The sequence below is a fragment of the Enterobacter cloacae complex sp. P17RS genome (genome assembly GCF_014895885.1).
GTDB classification, from domain to species: Bacteria; Pseudomonadota; Gammaproteobacteria; order Enterobacterales; family Enterobacteriaceae; genus Enterobacter; species Enterobacter bugandensis.
In genome coordinates, this window is the sequence record NZ_JADBQK010000023.1 from 21,665 (window position 1) to 36,393 (window position 14,729).

Below are 14,729 nucleotides of genomic sequence, written 5' to 3' on the forward strand. Positions count from 1 at the left end.
TAAGGCATCGCCGCCACCCGGCAAACCATCACTTCAGCAGCTTCACCGTGGCATCAATGTCGATTTCATCTTCGGTAAAGATCATCGTCGTGTTCTGGAAGGTGGTGATCGCCAGCTTCTTCACCGTGCGCATTTCGCCCGGCTTCTTGTCGGATTTTGGTTTGATGCTGTTCATCAGCAGACCCACCGACAGCACCGCGTTCTCTTTGTCGATTTTGGTCTTAACGGGCTCTTCTTCGCTGAATACCACGAAGGATTTGATCGAGGTGAGCTTCACGCGCTCGCCCGCGATATAGAGATGCTTGCTCTCCGGGATCACCTTCACCGCATACGCGGAAAGGCCTTTGGTGTTGGTGGTTGGCTCGAAGGTCACCGCAGCGTCTTTTTTAATCAGATCGGGGTTCGCGACCTTAATCACATGAAAATAGCGGTTGTCGCCGTTTTCATCTTTGATAAATCCAAAGCCTTTATCTTTAAACCACGTTGTGATTGTACCGTTCATCGCTGTTACCGCCTGTCAGATCGTAATGACTAAAGTTTTGCAGCGCGCAGTGTAATGCACAATGGCGGAGGAGACAAAAAAAAGCCCCTGCTCGGAGGCAGGGGAAAACTCATGTCAGAGCTTATTAGAATTTAGTTGAACACCATCCCACCATCGATGAGCAGAGACTGGCCGGTCATATAGTCAGAGTCTGGCCCGGCAAGATATGAAACGCAGGCGGCAACATCTTCCGGTTCGGACAGGCGGCCAAGCGTAATGCGTTTGGCAAAGGTCTCGGTCCCGTAGCCGAGCGGTTTACCCGCCGCCTCGGAGACCTGACGGTCGATCTCCGCCCACATCGGCGTTTTAACGATGCCCGGGCAGTAGGCGTTAACGGTGATCCCCAGCGGAGCAAGATCCCGTGCGGCGGTCTGGGTTAAGCCGCGCACCGCAAATTTACTGGAACTGTAGACGGCCAGCTCCGGGTTGCCGGTGTGGCCCGCCTGGGAGCAGGCGTTGATGATTTTGCCGCCGTGCCCCTCTTTGCGGAACGCGTCAATCGCTGCCTGAATGCCCCAGATCACCCCTTTCACGTTGATGTTGTAGACCTTGTCGACAATCTCCGGCGTGATGGATTCGATCGGCGTGGACGGCGCCACCCCGGCGTTGTTGACGATAACGTTGAAGCCGCCCAGTTCGGTGCGGGCTTTCTCCACGGCCGCAAACACCTGCTCGCGGTCAGAGACGTCCACCTTCACGGCGACAGCCTTCCCGCCGCTGCGGGTGATTTCATCGGCAACCGCTTTCGCCGTCTCTTCGTTGTAATCGGCGATAGCGACGGCAAAACCATCCTTCACCAGACGAAGCGCGATCGCTTTGCCAATCCCCTGGCCTGAGCCGGTTACGAGAGCCACTTTTTGCATTTCTCTGTCCTTATGTTGATTCACAAAATCTGGCTGAGATGGAGCTGGCCCATCAGCAGCGGGTTATCGCTGTAGTCGACGGGAATGGCCACCACGGCCGGGCCATCGACATCCATTGCGGCACGCAGCGTCGGTTCGAGCGCGTCGGCGCTCTCGACGGCAAAACCTTTTGCGCCGAATGCGTCGGCATAGGCTTTGAAGTCGACCGGGCCGAACTCGACGCCGGAAAGACGCTGGTATTTTTTCTCTTCCTGAATGGCAACCATGTTGTAGGCGTTATCCACCCAGATGATGTGCAGCACGTTGGCGTTGAGGCGTACGGCGGTTTCCAGCTCCATGCTCGACTGCAAAAAGCCGCCGTCCCCGGAAACCGACACCACCTTGCGCCCCGGGTTGACCAGCCACGCGCCAATCGCCCACGGCAGCGCCACGCCCATGGTCTGCTGACCGTTGGAGATCATCACCTGACGCGCGCGGAAGCTGTAGAGGTAGCGGGCGATCCAGATGTGGAAGCTGCCCATATCGACGGTCAGCGTCACGTCGTTATTCACGATGTCCTGCATGGCGCGCACGATGCGCAGCGGATGCAGGGCAAACTGGTTAAGCGATGCGCCGCGGCGGTCGAGGAGGTCCCGCTGATGCTGGCGATCGACCAGAATTTCCGAGGCGCGCTGGCTCAGTTCAAGCTTGTGCTCAATGCGGCTGGCGAGCAGATTCAGCGTGGCGGCGATATCCCCCACCAGCTCCAGATCGGGAACATACTTGCGCTCCTCATAGGCGGGCAGCACGTCAATGTGCACCAGCGTAGCGTCGCCGCTGTTCCACATGGACGGCTCGTATTCCACCGGGCTGTAGCCGATGCAGATAATCAGATCCGCCAGATGCAGCAGCCGGTCGCCCGCCTGGTTGTTAAACAGGCCGACGCGTCCGGCGAAGCGGGTGAAGTGCTCCTGATTGACCGCCCCGGCGGCCTGGTAGGTGCTGGTGACCGGGATACGGCTTTTCTCCAGCAGCTTGCGCAGCGCGGCGCTGTTGGCGGGCTGGCTGGCCATCAGGCCGAGTAAGATGACCGGGTTTTTGGCCTTTTCAATAAGCTTCGCCACATCGTTAATGGCGGATTCCGGTGCCGGCCCCATCAGCGCGGGACCGCTGGCGGGCAAAATCGCCCCCGTGGTGGGCTGGTCGACAATATCCTGCGGCAGGCTGACAAACGCCCCGCCCGGCCTGCCGTGCTCGGCGGCGCGAAACGCGTTGGACACCACCTCGGCAATCGCGTCCGGGGAGTTCACTTCCACGGCGTATTTCGTCACCGGGCTGAACATCGCGACGGTGTCCATGCTCTGATGCACCAGCTTCGCTTTGTCTGCCCGCTTCACCGCCCCGCCCAGCGCTACCACCGGGTCGCCTTCGCTGTTGGCGGTGGCAATACCGGTGATCAGGTTCGAACAGCCCGGTCCGGAGGTGACCAGCGCCACCCCGGCTTTGCCGGTCAGACGCCCCACTGCCGCCGCCATAAACGCCGCGTTGGCCTCGTGGCGTACGGGAATGATCTCGATGGAGGAGTCCAGCAGGGAGTCAAAGACCTTGTCGATTTTTGCGCCCGGGATCCCGAACACCTGCTTCACGCCCTGCGCTTCCAGCTGGCCGACAACCATATCGGCGCCGTGCGCCCACTGACGTGACTGTTTCTCACTGTTCACGGTAGTTCTCCTGTTAGTTTTCAACGGCGCGGATAGCCGCATCAAGGTTGCTGGGGTGCAGGTTGGCCTGTAAAAACGCGCTGTCGGCGGGCAGGTCGATCATCAGCTTGTGAATTTCACCGAAGGTGAGCACGCCGCTCTCCAACTGGTAGTCGAGCAGATGGCCGCCGCCCTGTCGGTCGTCGGTGATGAAGTGTTCGTGATAGCCCGCCACGTTGATGCCCTGCATATGCTGCGGCGTGCGGAACCCCACCAGCACGCCCTCGCGCTGGTTAAAGCGGAACACCGGCTGGTCGTCCAGCACGTCGGTCATCGCCCGGTACGGTGGCGTCTGGCGCGGTACGGTGCGGGTGTGCGCGTGGCGGAAGTTGCCGTCGATGCGCAGCGCGCAGAACAGGTTGTCGGAGGGGATCTGCTGGTCGATCACGTCGTGGATCTGCTGTCGGCTGACCGGCCCGTCGAAGGTTTTGCGGTACTGCGGCTGGAACCAGGTCATCACCGCGAACGGCGTTTTTTGCTCCGGCTTCGCGGCGCGGGCGCTGCCGTCGGCGCGCAGCTGGTACACCTGGCTGCTGAAGGCAATCATTTCGCCGTCCAGCTCGTTAAAGGTGCCGAGGCCAAAATCGCCGTGTGCCAGCAGGTCGGCGATGGTGGTCTCCCCTTCGTAGACGCCGCTTAGCAGGGCGCTCATTAGCGATGTCTGATAGATCACGCTGTCAGGATGTTGAGCCGAGAACCCGCGCAGGGTCTCGCATAAACTCGCCTCACAGTCGCATGCAGATGAATGCATCATCATGCTCGTCCTCTTCAACTTTATTTATAAAGGTTAAATAAATGTTGACCCGATTCAGCAGAGAGTTCCAATATAGAATCCATGCTGGTTTGAGACGTTTTTGATATGGAACTTCGTTATCTGCGCTATTTTGTCGCGGTAGCACGCGAGCGACACTTCACCAGGGCGGCCAACGCGCTGGGTATTTCACAACCTCCTCTGAGCCAGCAGATCAAAAGGCTTGAGGAGGAAGTGGGCACGCCGCTGTTCAGGCGCCTGACGCGGGGCGTGGAGCTGACCGAGGCGGGAGAAGCCTTCTATGAGGACGCCTGTAAGATCCTGGCGCTGAGCGACGCCGCGCTGGAGAAAGCCCGGGGCATCGCGCGCGGGCTGAACGGCAGCCTGTCGATTGGCATTACCAGTTCGGATGCCTTTCATCCCAAAATCTTCGCCCTGATCCGCCAGTTTCAGGTGCAGAACATGGCAGTGCAGGTTCACCAGGTGGAAGCCAACATGTCGTCGCTGACCACGATGCTGGCGGAGGGTGAGCTGGATATCGCCTTTGTGCGCCTGCCGTGCGAAAGCAGCAAGGTATTCGAATTAAAAATCCTCGACCGGGAGCCAATGGTGGTGGCGCTGCATCGCGATCATCCCCTGGCGACGTGCGGCGATCTGGCGCTGGAGGAACTTCGGGATACGCCGGTGGTGTTGTTCCCGCAGGAGGTCGCGCCGGGTCTGTATGACCGGGTTTACGGCTGCTGTGAGCGGGCCGGAATAAACGTGCAGCGCGCGCTGCAGTCGTCGCAGCTTTCCTCTTCCCTGAGCATGGTCTCCGCCGGCGGCGGGTTCGCGCTGGTGCCGAAATCCATGGCGGCCATTTCACCGCCGAATGTGACCTACCACGCGCTGCGCTCGCCGGAGCTTTATACCGATATCGCACTCTGCTGGCGGCGCTTCGAACGTTCGCGGACGGTGAAGCGGTTTCTGGCGATGATGAGCGAGGATTAATGGTGCGGCGGTGCCCGGAAATGCCGTTCTGGAAGCCGCCTCGCAAACCTGCAAGCAACCTTATGTAATTCAGGGTTATCGCTTTTCATCCCTTGTTTATGGTCGTAAAGTGCCTGCGTTGCGGCACAACCGTAACCGGGCGTAGGAACCCGTTAGCATAACATGACATTTTTTAGACAAAGAGGATGCTAAATGGCGACTACCCCTGAATTTTCCTACGCGCTTTCTGAGGAAAGCGTTGTTCACCAGCTCATCAACCACCCAATTTCCGATTCTGCGGATCTCTTCGAACTGGCCGATGCCTGCGCCGCTTACGTAAGCGTACTGGTGGAAACTTACGACGCAGTGACATTTGCCACGCTATGCGAGCGACTGCTGGCTGCGCTGAAACGGCTGCGCGAGTGCTGTGACTCAGAACTTCCACCGTATCTGGTGGAACGGCTCATTGCCGGGGAAAAGATCGCCTCCTGCGTGCCGGAATGCTGGCAAGAAACGGCGCTACAGGTGGATTATGCCGTGGCGTTAACGCTGGCGGTGATGGGCGGGACGTTGCCTGCGAGCGTGGCGAAAGAGCTCACCGGGCTGCTGCATGATATGGTCTGGCTGCTGGCGGAGTTTGTGAAAGAGCCTTATATCACGGCGCACTGAGGCGGGTGATGGAAGGCCGGGGTCCTGCTGGGTAAAAAGCAGGACTTTGGCCTTAATAAAAGAATAGCGTTGTTTGTTGAATGTCCGTTAAGAGCGAGGAGCGGAAGTTCGCAACTCCAACAACAACATGACCAACATTAAGATGTCTTAATCGATGGGGCGCAGGCCATGACTTACATCTTATCGCCATGGCATGTGTTCTCGATTGTATAAGCCAGTACGGAAGTGCTAATAAATTGATCCCAAATACTTTTTAACATCTTCAACTGTTTCCGTATGTTCACTGACTTAATTCTGAGTTACCAAGCTCTTAGTGATGATAGAGCTGATAGAGCTGATAATTTGATTATCTTAGCTCTTTAAATAGATTAAGTTCACGAATTTTTCCTCTCCAGCTTATCCAGCATCATTTTTTTGAAATCCTCGGGATATTCCCCATTTTCCAGTTGAGCCTGAGCACTAAAAGAGAATGCATCCCTGTATAGATTGGCAAAGGAAATATCTTCAACGAATGATGTGTCAATATATTTCCTATATTTTTTCTTAAGACCCAAAGTGATCGCAGCATTACCTTTTTGAAGAGGTTGATGTATGTCAACAACCTTATTGAAATCATCATTGCTTACTGGAAAGGAATTATAATCAGCCTCGATTATATCGTACATCCCTGAATGAGCGTAAAGCCTTAGATAAATATCGAAGGTTAACTGAAGGTCTAATCTCCCCCAATAAAACTGAAGAAAACTGCTAATTCCCGAACAGATATGCATCATTCTTTCAATTCGATAATGATACTTTTTGCTTTCATTTCTATAAAACATATTGCAGACATTTTTAAATGCAGATCCAATTAAGTTAACTTTATCACCAGTATCGATCGGCACAGAAAATATTTCACACATACGTATAATGTTACTGCCATAGGTTATAAGTACCATGAAAAGTTTAGAACCAAAATTATCTGCCCATGCTTCTATGATTCGATCATCTTCATCGCTAGTTGATCTGTAATAATTATGATGATTTAAATAATGGGCAAGTTCATGGCATACAATTAATAATGCCACAAATAGCTCTGTTGAGTCAGTTACTTTCCGAGCACAACAATCTTGAGAGAACCTAATGGTTGAATTTTCATTTTTCCCAACAATAGAAGCATGTTGCCACAAATTATCAGAATAATTCACTTTGACAGAAAACCCATATTCCTCTTTATAAAATGACTCAAGATCTGCTATTGCTTTTCTGAATACATCCTCGTAGTAATAAATAGCCATATTTCAATCCGTTAGTAAAAATTAAATTTTATTATTCGCGGCCAAATGGTACCGTTGACAATAACACCTACTCAAAATGATTGCTCTCAGAATCTTTATCTATCCAAACACCTGTTACTTTCTCTTAGCTTTAAAATACTATAGCGCAATAGTTCCTGATGGATATGGAAAACCGTCTGCCATTGCTGTATCCCCTCAGATACCACATTGATTATCTGGCTCACCGCTCATCACAGCACAAAGCGGATAAACTAGCTTAGCTAATTTCCGCTGCGAGCGAGGAGCAGACGTTTGCGCTGCCTATTTATATTAACTATTCTGCTTAAATTCTTTAATTCTATTTTCCACTTTTAGAATTACATTAGCTATAATTCGTTGTGCACTTTCTTTACTTGTGTATCTTAATTCACCCGGATAGTTTCCGTTTTCAACTAATTCTGAAAACAAGTTATTTCTGGATGAATCATCCGGGATTCCAGCTTGATCACATAAAGCATCAAACGGACTAGATACTCCGGTGAGAGCGATGATTTCCGAGCCTTTCAGTGGTGATGTAAGTATCACTTCACTTTGACTATCTTTGAAATGAAAAAGAGGTTTTGCATCCTCAGGATATCTCTTCTGAAAAAGTGTGGCTGCTTCAATAAAGTCAGAGTTCTTCCATAATTCACATAGATTTACAACAACTTCACTTTCTGTAGGTGTGTGCTCAAAAATCGCCGCAGAAACAGCATCTACTTTAAAAAGACCTTTGAATATCTCAGCATATTTTTTATCTAAAGTCCAACTCACTACTCCTTCATGTTTTTGGTCTACCAAAACGATTTCTATAAGTTCACCTTGGTGAAGAAAACGCTTTCTATAGCAAGGTGAGGTGACACTTTTGAATTTTTTATCCAAACACTGGGTTGTATCCAATAAATCCTTAGCCAGTAAGTCACGTTTATTCTGATCTTCTCTCCATCCATTCTGCCAATTTGAGAGTGCAAAAAAAAATTCATCAGTAAAACCCATCTTCATTCCTTTCTTATCAAGGGGTAAGTTAAGCACCTTCGTATACTTTACCTAACTATGAATTATTTGAATATAGTAATGTCCGCTTTTGGCACTAAGCGGACTAGGTAATTTAGCTGAAGGTCCGCTGTGAGCGAAAAGCGGGCATTCCCCCCTCTGGCGTATGCCCTTAAAGAGCACACGCCAGAAATAAAAGGATTGCGCTAGTGCGCCTTCCTATTTTTACGGGATGTTGCATATGTCATCACTACCGCCCCCAGTAGTAACAAACCACTTAAACCAAATGCACTTCTCCATCCCAGACTGTCGAATGCCAGACCTCCAGCCGTTGAACCAAGTGCAATCGATAGCTGGATCACCGCAACCATGAGGCCACCACCCGTCTCTGCATCTTCGGGTAACGCCCGTGCTATCCATGTCCACCACCCTGTTGGCGCAGCCGTCGCAAGTAGCCCCCACAGGCTGAGTAAAACGGCAACAGTCCAGATATGGTGTCCGACCAGCAGTAATGCACCGGCAATCGCTGCCATAAGCAACGGGATAATGATTAAGGTCTGATAAAACCTGGCGTTCAGGAATGTTGAGACGATCGTTGTGCCGACAAAACCTGCTACGCCTATTGCGAGCAAAATCAGAGAAAGGTCAGAAGGTCCCACCCTGGTGACGCTCTCCAGAAAGGGGCGCACGTAGGTAAATAAAGCAAACTGCCCCATAAAGAACAACCCACAGGCCAGCAGTCCCGTTGGTACGATGGCGACGCTGAACAGACGAAGCACAGATCCCTGTGGTTTTTGTGTTTTATCGCTTTCCATCGAAGGCAGGCTGACCCATTGCCAGATGAACGCAGCTATCGCAAGGGGGACGAGACATAAAAAGGCCCCACGCCAACCGACGATTGTCCCCAGGTAGCTACCAAGCGGCGCAGCAACAACGGTGGCCAGCGCGTTGCCGCCATTAAAAATTGCCAGTGCGCGGGGAACCTGGTGCTGCGGCACGAGCCGAATGGCGGTTGCAGCCGACATTGACCAGAACCCTCCGATAACTACGCCAATCAGAGCCCTCCCCAGCATATAAACCGGATAGTCAGGCGCTATGGTGATAACTATTCCCGATATGGCCATTAAGACCGTCAGCCCCAGCAGAAGATATTTACGATTTAGATCCCCGGCAATATGGGAGATAGTCAGACTGGTCAGCACTGCCAGTGCGCCAGAGACGGCAATTCCTTGCCCTGCCAACCCTTCGGTAACGTGCAAATCGCGGGCAATGAGCGTAAGCAGGCTGACTGGCATAAACTCAGAAGCGATCAGCACAAACACGCAAAGCGTCATGGCAAATACGCCGCTCCAGTATGCATGCTTTTTTTCGTATGATGGTTTTAGACTTACAGTGGACATTATTAGCATCCCTTAATATCGAACCAGCCAGATTCAGGCGCAGTCGGGTCAGAAGTTATTCAGGGAATAACGACATAATAGGTGGGTGAGAATATGGGGCGATGTGACATATTCTGCGTCACACCAGGCAGGTAAAAGCCACCCGTTTATGACAGGTGGCCTGGTAAACCTTTCGGGTTACCTTAAGTTTGCTTTGAAAAATTGCTCAAATTTGGCAAATGGGATCTTACCCGCAACGTTGTCGTACAGATCAACATGGTTTGCCCCAGGGACAATCACTAACTCTTTCTCTTTGCTGCCGATTGCCTTAAAGGCATCTTCAGCAAAATAGCGTGAATGGGCTTTTTCGCCGGTCACGATGAGTGTAGGGATAGTAACTTCATTAGCGTAACTCAGCAGCGGCATATTCATAAATGACAGCGGCATGGTTGCATTCCAGGCACCGGTTGAGTTGACCGAACGCTCATGGAAACCACGCGGCATGCGGTAATAATCAAAGAACTCTTTCAATACTGGGTTAGGATTCGCGGGCAGAGTTTCCGGCAGAATACGATCGGAAGCGGTGACGTTGCCCTTCTCATCAACATAAATGTCATGCCCGCCTGGCGCGAAAGCGCCATTTTCCGCATCCTTCCAGCGCTGCGTGTTCAGATACTGCAATACGGCACGACGATCGGCAGTGGTATAGCGGTCTTTGCCATCGCCCACGCCATGCCCCATCGCACGGCTCATGTCATACATCACGCTGGTCGCCACCACCTTGACACGCGTATCCATCGCGGCGTCGTTTAAGGCCATGCCGCCCCATCCGCAGATACCGAGCAGCCCGATGCGGTTGCGATCCACCTCTTTTTGCAGACCTAAGAAATCAACCGCCGCGCTGAAATCCTCGGTGTTGATATCCGGAGATGCGACGTTGCGCGGGTAGCCGCCGCTTTCGCCCGTGTATGAAGGGTCGAAAGCCAGAGTGACAAATCCCTGTTCAGCCAGCGTCTGCGCATACAGGCCGCTGGATTGCTCTTTCACCGCCCCGAAGGGGCCGCTAACTGCAATAGCTGCCAGCTTGCGTTCACCACGATCCTTCGGGATGTAGAGATCCCCGACTAAGGTGATCCCGTACCGGTTCGGAAAGGTCACCTTACGGTGATCAACTTTCGTGCTCTCAGCAAAAGTTTTATCCCATTTCTCGACCAGCGAAACGGGCGCGTTCGGATTGGCTGTATCAGCGTAACTCATATTTGTGACTCCACTTAATGATGCGCATAACAACAGGGCGGGTATCGCAGTTGTCAATTTTTGGGTGAAAGCAGTCATCAAAATCCCCTTCATAAAACGTGCCAGAAACAGGTTTCCTACGGACAACGCTGCTGTGCTTTGTTGCAATGCGCACATTATAGTTAGCAGAAATAGTACTGATTAGAGGATGAAAAATGCTAAGATTGATAACATATTGTTCTGAATTGTGATGCGGCAGCAGGGGAAGGATGATGGCGAAACGGGAAAACTATAACGATCTCTATCTGTTTATGCAGGTCGTGCGAGAAGGGAGTTTTACTGCCGCCGCGCAGAGGCTTGGCCTGGCGCAGTCAGGAATTAGTCGTGCAGTGCGCGAGCTGGAAGAACGACTGGGCGTGCAGCTTCTGGTGCGTACCACGCGCAAGTTATCGCTCACCCATGCCGGCGAGTTGCTCTATCGAACCGTCGAATCTGGATTTGACGCTTTAGATATGGGGCTTGCCACGCTGGCCCATTATCGCCATACCCCATCGGGTACGGTCCGTATTAATGCCAGTCAGCACGCCATTGATAAAGTGCTGCTGCCGAAGCTGGCGGTGTTTAAACAACGCTACCCAGATATTCGGCTGGAGCTCATCAGCGAAAGCCGGTTTGTCGATATTATTGCTGAGCGCTTCGATGCCGGTATACGTCTGGGCTCGGAAGTAGGTAGCGGTATGGTCGCTGTGCGCATTTCGCCCGATATGGAGATGGCCGTTGTCGGCACGCCCGAGCACTTTCGTCGCTACGGATTTCCGCAAACTCCCTCCGATTTAGTTATTCATCCCTGCATCGCTTACCAGTTTGGAGACGGCAGCCTGTATGCATGGGAACTCAATCAAGACGGTAAAAAGATAACCCATCAACCTCAGGGACAATGGGCCTTTGCTGACAGCTATATGGAAGCCAAAGCCGCCCGGCTAGGCCTGGGACTGGCTTATGTTCCGGAGGAATTAGTTTCTGATGATATAGAACAGGGGGCGCTGATCAGAGTTTTGCAATGCTACAGTCAGCGCCTGGAAGGTTCATATCTCTATTATCCGCACCGCAATGTGTCACCCGCTCTAAGAGCGGTTATCGATACATTGAGAATTTAAGGGATAAAGATGAGGTGGTTCGCAGGCCTGGGTAATAGTTGAAAAACAACGTCCGCTCCTGGCACAGAGCGGACATTCATATTCATCTCCCTTCCTCTCTATCGGCCCGCCTCCACTCTCAGGTATGAATGCGTTTATCATTTTGTTTAGAAAAGCGATGGGCAGCACGGCCGCCCATTACTTTGCCGAATGGAAAAACAGCGGCCGTTAGCCCGGCCCCTCGCTCCCCGCCGCCAGCAGCGGCACCACCACGTCGCTGATGGGCACCGCAATGCCGTGTTTGCGGCCGTAGCGCTGGATGACGCCGTTGCGGATATCCCACTCCATCGGGCGATCCGCCTGACGGTCGGCCAGGAATGACAGCATAAAAGATCTGCACTGGCAGCTAACCAGACGGCTATATAAGCATCGGAAGTAGGATTTTCTGCTTAACCTCTTTAACCGTTTCAGGCATGTCGCTAGGGATTTGCGGGTATTCTGACGAACCGTTATGAGCTTTTAACCAATTAATAAATCGTTAAATAGATATAAACCTAATAACAGCCCAAATATTTATTAGACTTTCAATCAATATTCACTTAATTAATACTTAAGTAAAACCACGGCATTAAACATTAATAAATTTTCCAGTTTCAAACCGTAAGATCCCACATTTTCTTAATTTATATCAAAGAAAATGCAGATCATTTAATATCTAAATCGTACAAAAATTGACGACCCACTTTATAAGCGCTAGCGTCACCATGGTTACCTAACTAACTTAACCAAAAGGCTTTTTCAGGATTTTCTTAAATGGAGTTTTAAACAAATGGCTATTCCCGCTTATTTATGGCTCAAAGACGACGGTGGTGCCGACATCAAAGGCTCTGTCGATATACATGGTCGTGAAGGAAGTATTGAGTTAATCGCACTGAACCACGGCGTAATGCAACCCACGGACAAGCATAACGGCAAAGCAACAAGTCTTCGCGTCCATTCCCCTTATTCTTTCGATAAAGAGATCGACGCCTCCAGCCCCTATTTGTACAAGGCAGTCAGTACAGGCCAGAAGCTAAAATCCGCAGAGGTAAAGTTTTACCGTATCAACGATGCCGGCCAGGAAGTGGAATATTTTTCCACAATTATGGAGGGAGTGACGATCCTCAGCGTCTGTCCAATGATGCTTGACGTCAAAGATCCTGACTATGAGAAACATAAACATCTTGAGCTGGTAGAACTGCTGTATGAAAAAATTACCTGGCGCTATGTCGACGGTAACATCATGCATTCTGATAGCTGGAATGATCGCAAAACGGCATAAGGAGAACGTTATGGGATGGAAGTATGAGCAGTCTACCGGCAGGATGTATAAAGACGGTAAATTAATTGAGACCGGATATTCCGGTGCTCTTACGAATAAAAACAACCCGGACCGTCAGCATGTAAAGGGACTGGGGCCACTGCCTCGCGGGACATATAAAATCGCGGGTCATTCGAATTCAAAAGGACCAATTACAATCATCCTTGAGCAAACCTCCGGAGAGAGTTTTGGTCGCTCAGAATTCCGCATTCATGGTGACCACAAGTATGGTCCAGCCGGGTTTGCATCAGAGGGGTGCATCATTCTCTCACTGTCAACGCGACGTAAAATCCTTCGTGACGGCGGTGACCTTGAGGTCGTGCGATGAAATACCCTACCGTACTCCTGCTATGTGCGCTCGCCGTCCCAGCCATTGCAGCCAGCACTGACTGGTCATCAGCACTTAATGGAATCGCCTCTGGTGATGCACACTGGATTGAGCAAGCTCCTACCCTGTCTGCTACGGCTGACGTCAAGCAGGCGCAACAGCTGGAGGACGCCTTAGCCGCAGCGCTCATAACAAACACGAACGCAACGCTGAAAGCGCTCCGCGCCATTGACGCCGGAAAGTGGCCGCACATGGTAGGCAGCGATATTGTCTGCACGCCGCCTTTAGAGAAATCCCCCGAAGAAATCGACGCGTTCTATCAGCGTACCCGCCAGGCGCTGCTGGAAACGTTTGACGGTGCTCAGTGCCTCTGGATTCTGGAGGCAACCATGGAAGAGTTGAAAGCAGAGAAAGCCCGTCAGGCTAAGTAGAGACGCTACCCGGCGCACAACGGCCGGGTCTTTCCTTCACTCCAGACCCAGGCTCACCCCGGCCCCTCGCTCCCCGCCGCCAGCAGCGGCACCACTACATCACTGATGGGCACCACAATGCCGTGTTTGCGGCCGTAGCGCTGGATGACGCCGTTACGGATATCCCACTCCATCGGGCGATCCGCCTGGCGGTCAGCGAGAATCGACGTACCCAAATCCACGGGCGCGCGTTGGAAGTTCGCCAGGATCTCCTGCGCCACGTCATCGTTCAGCTTCGCCCCCTCAGCGCGGGCGACGGTCAGCCCTTCGCGCAGGTAGGCCAGCGCCAGCTCGCTGACATCCTCGCGCCTGAACATCCCGGCGCGGCGGTTGGCCAGCACCATCAGCCCGGCGACCGCGTTTTGCAGCAGCTTGCGCCAGGCGACGGTGGCGAAATCTTCCGAGAGATCAACCGCGCAGCGCGTATCACGAAGCGCTTCGACCACCCGCTGCGCCTGGTGCACGTCCGGCAGCGTCAGGCGCGGTTTGGCGCGCAGCCAGACGGAGGCATCCGGCTCGCGCTGCGCCGGGAACCAGACCACCGACGGCAGCACCGTTGCGCCACTGACCAAAGGCTCAAGCTGCGCCTTCTGCTCTACGCCGTTTTGCAGGGCGCAGACCACGGTATTTTCATCGCACAGCGCGCGCAGCCACCCGGCGCTGTCGGAATTTTGCGTCGTTTTTACCGCCACAAAAACAAGATCTGCGGGGCGAGTAATGACGGACGGATCGGTGAATACCGGACCGGGCACAACCGTTTCCCCCTCGTCGTAACGCAGGCGTAATTCCGGATGCGCGGTGCGTCCGCACAGCAGCGGCGTGCGGCCCGCGTCATGCAACACTGCGGCAATGGTGGTGCCAATCGCACCAGGACCAATCAGCGCAATCACTGGATTCTCAGACATGGTTAACCCCTCTTTTCGCTAAGCCTGCTAACAGTTATACCACCCTGAAAAGTGAGCGCCACGTCGTTGTCTATACTCAACACACAACAGACAAC

Annotated in this window: 15 protein-coding genes and 1 pseudogene; 6 read left to right on the forward strand and 10 right to left on the reverse strand. The window is 52.6% G+C overall.

The features are described from left to right. Nucleotides 1-28: 28 nt before the first annotated feature. The 4 genes from IM265_RS17240 to budA form a co-directional block, all read right to left on the reverse strand. Nucleotides 29-502: a cold-shock protein gene (locus IM265_RS17240; protein ID WP_193032110.1), complete on the reverse strand. Its 474-nt coding sequence runs from the start codon at nt 500-502 to the stop codon at nt 29-31. Between the two features lie 131 nt (nt 503-633). Further along, nucleotides 634-1,404 (reverse strand): (S)-acetoin forming diacetyl reductase, encoded by a 771-nt coding sequence (locus tag IM265_RS17245; protein ID WP_045631532.1) that lies wholly within the window; start codon nt 1,402-1,404, stop codon nt 634-636. Between the two features lie 20 nt (nt 1,405-1,424). Beyond that, a complete protein-coding gene (gene alsS, locus IM265_RS17250) occupies nt 1,425-3,104 on the reverse strand; it encodes an acetolactate synthase AlsS (protein WP_028012264.1) in 1,680 nt (559 codons plus the stop codon). A gap of 13 nt (nt 3,105-3,117) precedes the next feature. Then, a complete protein-coding gene (gene budA / locus IM265_RS17255) occupies nt 3,118-3,897 on the reverse strand; it encodes an acetolactate decarboxylase (protein ID WP_028012263.1) in 780 nt (259 codons plus the stop codon). A gap of 105 nt (nt 3,898-4,002) precedes the next feature. Here budA and IM265_RS17260 point away from each other — a divergent pair, with 105 nt between their 5' ends. After that, entirely contained in the window at nt 4,003-4,884 is an 882-nt protein-coding gene (locus IM265_RS17260; protein WP_048998942.1) for a LysR family transcriptional regulator, read from the forward strand. A 192-nt stretch (nt 4,885-5,076) separates the two neighbouring features. Further along, entirely contained in the window at nt 5,077-5,532 is a 456-nt protein-coding gene (locus IM265_RS17265) for a hypothetical protein (RefSeq protein WP_193032112.1), read from the forward strand. Nucleotides 5,533-5,906: 374 nt separating this feature from the next. Here IM265_RS17265 and IM265_RS17270 read toward each other — a convergent pair whose 3' ends face one another. The 4 genes from IM265_RS17270 to IM265_RS17285 form a co-directional block, all read right to left on the reverse strand. Beyond that, nucleotides 5,907-6,809, reverse strand: a complete 903-nt coding sequence (locus IM265_RS17270) for an ImmA/IrrE family metallo-endopeptidase (RefSeq protein WP_193032114.1) — start codon at nt 6,807-6,809, stop codon at nt 5,907-5,909. Nucleotides 6,810-7,118: 309 nt separating this feature from the next. Beyond that, nucleotides 7,119-7,823 (reverse strand): hypothetical protein, encoded by a 705-nt coding sequence (locus tag IM265_RS17275; protein ID WP_193032116.1) that lies wholly within the window; start codon nt 7,821-7,823, stop codon nt 7,119-7,121. Nucleotides 7,824-8,026: 203 nt separating this feature from the next. Continuing rightward, the gene (locus tag IM265_RS17280) at nt 8,027-9,220 is read right to left on the reverse strand and encodes an MFS transporter (RefSeq protein WP_193032118.1); all 1,194 of its coding nucleotides are present in this window, start codon (nt 9,218-9,220) and stop codon (nt 8,027-8,029) included. 177 nt (nt 9,221-9,397) lie between these two features. Next, complete coding sequence (locus tag IM265_RS17285) at nt 9,398-10,534, reverse strand: alpha/beta hydrolase (protein ID WP_193032120.1); 1,137 nt, start codon at nt 10,532-10,534, stop codon at nt 9,398-9,400. Nucleotides 10,535-10,707: 173 nt separating this feature from the next. Here IM265_RS17285 and IM265_RS17290 point away from each other — a divergent pair, with 173 nt between their 5' ends. Next, a complete protein-coding gene (locus IM265_RS17290) occupies nt 10,708-11,592 on the forward strand; it encodes a LysR family transcriptional regulator (RefSeq protein WP_126818348.1) in 885 nt (294 codons plus the stop codon). Nucleotides 11,593-11,799: 207 nt separating this feature from the next. Here IM265_RS17290 and IM265_RS17295 read toward each other — a convergent pair. Further along, nucleotides 11,800-11,952: pseudogene (locus IM265_RS17295) on the reverse strand (ketopantoate reductase C-terminal domain-containing protein); the annotation flags it as partial. 448 nt (nt 11,953-12,400) lie between these two features. Here IM265_RS17295 and IM265_RS17300 point away from each other — a divergent pair. From IM265_RS17300 to IM265_RS17310, 3 genes are read left to right on the forward strand one after another with little or no spacing between them, the layout of a single operon-like run. Further along, nucleotides 12,401-12,892 (forward strand): Hcp family type VI secretion system effector, encoded by a 492-nt coding sequence (locus IM265_RS17300; RefSeq protein ID WP_063154756.1) that lies wholly within the window; start codon nt 12,401-12,403, stop codon nt 12,890-12,892. Between the two features lie 10 nt (nt 12,893-12,902). Continuing rightward, a complete protein-coding gene (locus tag IM265_RS17305) occupies nt 12,903-13,259 on the forward strand; it encodes a tlde1 domain-containing protein (protein WP_063154757.1) in 357 nt (118 codons plus the stop codon). Then, nucleotides 13,256-13,690, forward strand: coding sequence for a hypothetical protein (locus IM265_RS17310; protein ID WP_193032122.1), 435 nt, complete (start codon nt 13,256-13,258; stop codon nt 13,688-13,690). Before IM265_RS17305 ends, IM265_RS17310 begins: the two co-directional genes overlap by 4 nt. A 53-nt stretch (nt 13,691-13,743) precedes the next feature. Here IM265_RS17310 and IM265_RS17315 read toward each other — a convergent pair whose 3' ends face one another. Further along, nucleotides 13,744-14,634, reverse strand: a complete 891-nt coding sequence (locus IM265_RS17315) for an oxidoreductase (protein WP_193032124.1) — start codon at nt 14,632-14,634, stop codon at nt 13,744-13,746. Nucleotides 14,635-14,729 lie beyond the last annotated feature (95 nt).

Bases quoted from the DNA above. Each gene is read 5' to 3' on its own strand.
- IM265_RS17260 (WP_048998942.1), top strand. From the start codon at position 4,003: ATGGAACTTCGTTATCTGCGCTATTTTGTCGCGGTAGCACGCGAGCGA.
- IM265_RS17285 (WP_193032120.1), bottom strand. From the start codon at position 10,534: ATGACTGCTTTCACCCAAAAATTGACAACTGCGATACCCGCCCTGTTG.
- IM265_RS17280 (WP_193032118.1), bottom strand. From the start codon at position 9,220: ATGTCCACTGTAAGTCTAAAACCATCATACGAAAAAAAGCATGCATAC.
- IM265_RS17270 (WP_193032114.1), bottom strand. From the start codon at position 6,809: ATGGCTATTTATTACTACGAGGATGTATTCAGAAAAGCAATAGCAGAT.
- IM265_RS17305 (WP_063154757.1), top strand. From the start codon at position 12,903: ATGGGATGGAAGTATGAGCAGTCTACCGGCAGGATGTATAAAGACGGT.
- IM265_RS17265 (WP_193032112.1), top strand. From the start codon at position 5,077: ATGGCGACTACCCCTGAATTTTCCTACGCGCTTTCTGAGGAAAGCGTT.
- IM265_RS17315 (WP_193032124.1), bottom strand. From the start codon at position 14,634: ATGTCTGAGAATCCAGTGATTGCGCTGATTGGTCCTGGTGCGATTGGC.
- IM265_RS17245 (WP_045631532.1), bottom strand. From the start codon at position 1,404: ATGCAAAAAGTGGCTCTCGTAACCGGCTCAGGCCAGGGGATTGGCAAA.
- IM265_RS17310 (WP_193032122.1), top strand. From the start codon at position 13,256: ATGAAATACCCTACCGTACTCCTGCTATGTGCGCTCGCCGTCCCAGCC.
- IM265_RS17290 (WP_126818348.1), top strand. From the start codon at position 10,708: ATGGCGAAACGGGAAAACTATAACGATCTCTATCTGTTTATGCAGGTC.
- IM265_RS17275 (WP_193032116.1), bottom strand. From the start codon at position 7,823: ATGGGTTTTACTGATGAATTTTTTTTTGCACTCTCAAATTGGCAGAAT.
- IM265_RS17240 (WP_193032110.1), bottom strand. From the start codon at position 502: ATGAACGGTACAATCACAACGTGGTTTAAAGATAAAGGCTTTGGATTT.
- IM265_RS17300 (WP_063154756.1), top strand. From the start codon at position 12,401: ATGGCTATTCCCGCTTATTTATGGCTCAAAGACGACGGTGGTGCCGAC.
- budA (WP_028012263.1), bottom strand. From the start codon at position 3,897: ATGATGCATTCATCTGCATGCGACTGTGAGGCGAGTTTATGCGAGACC.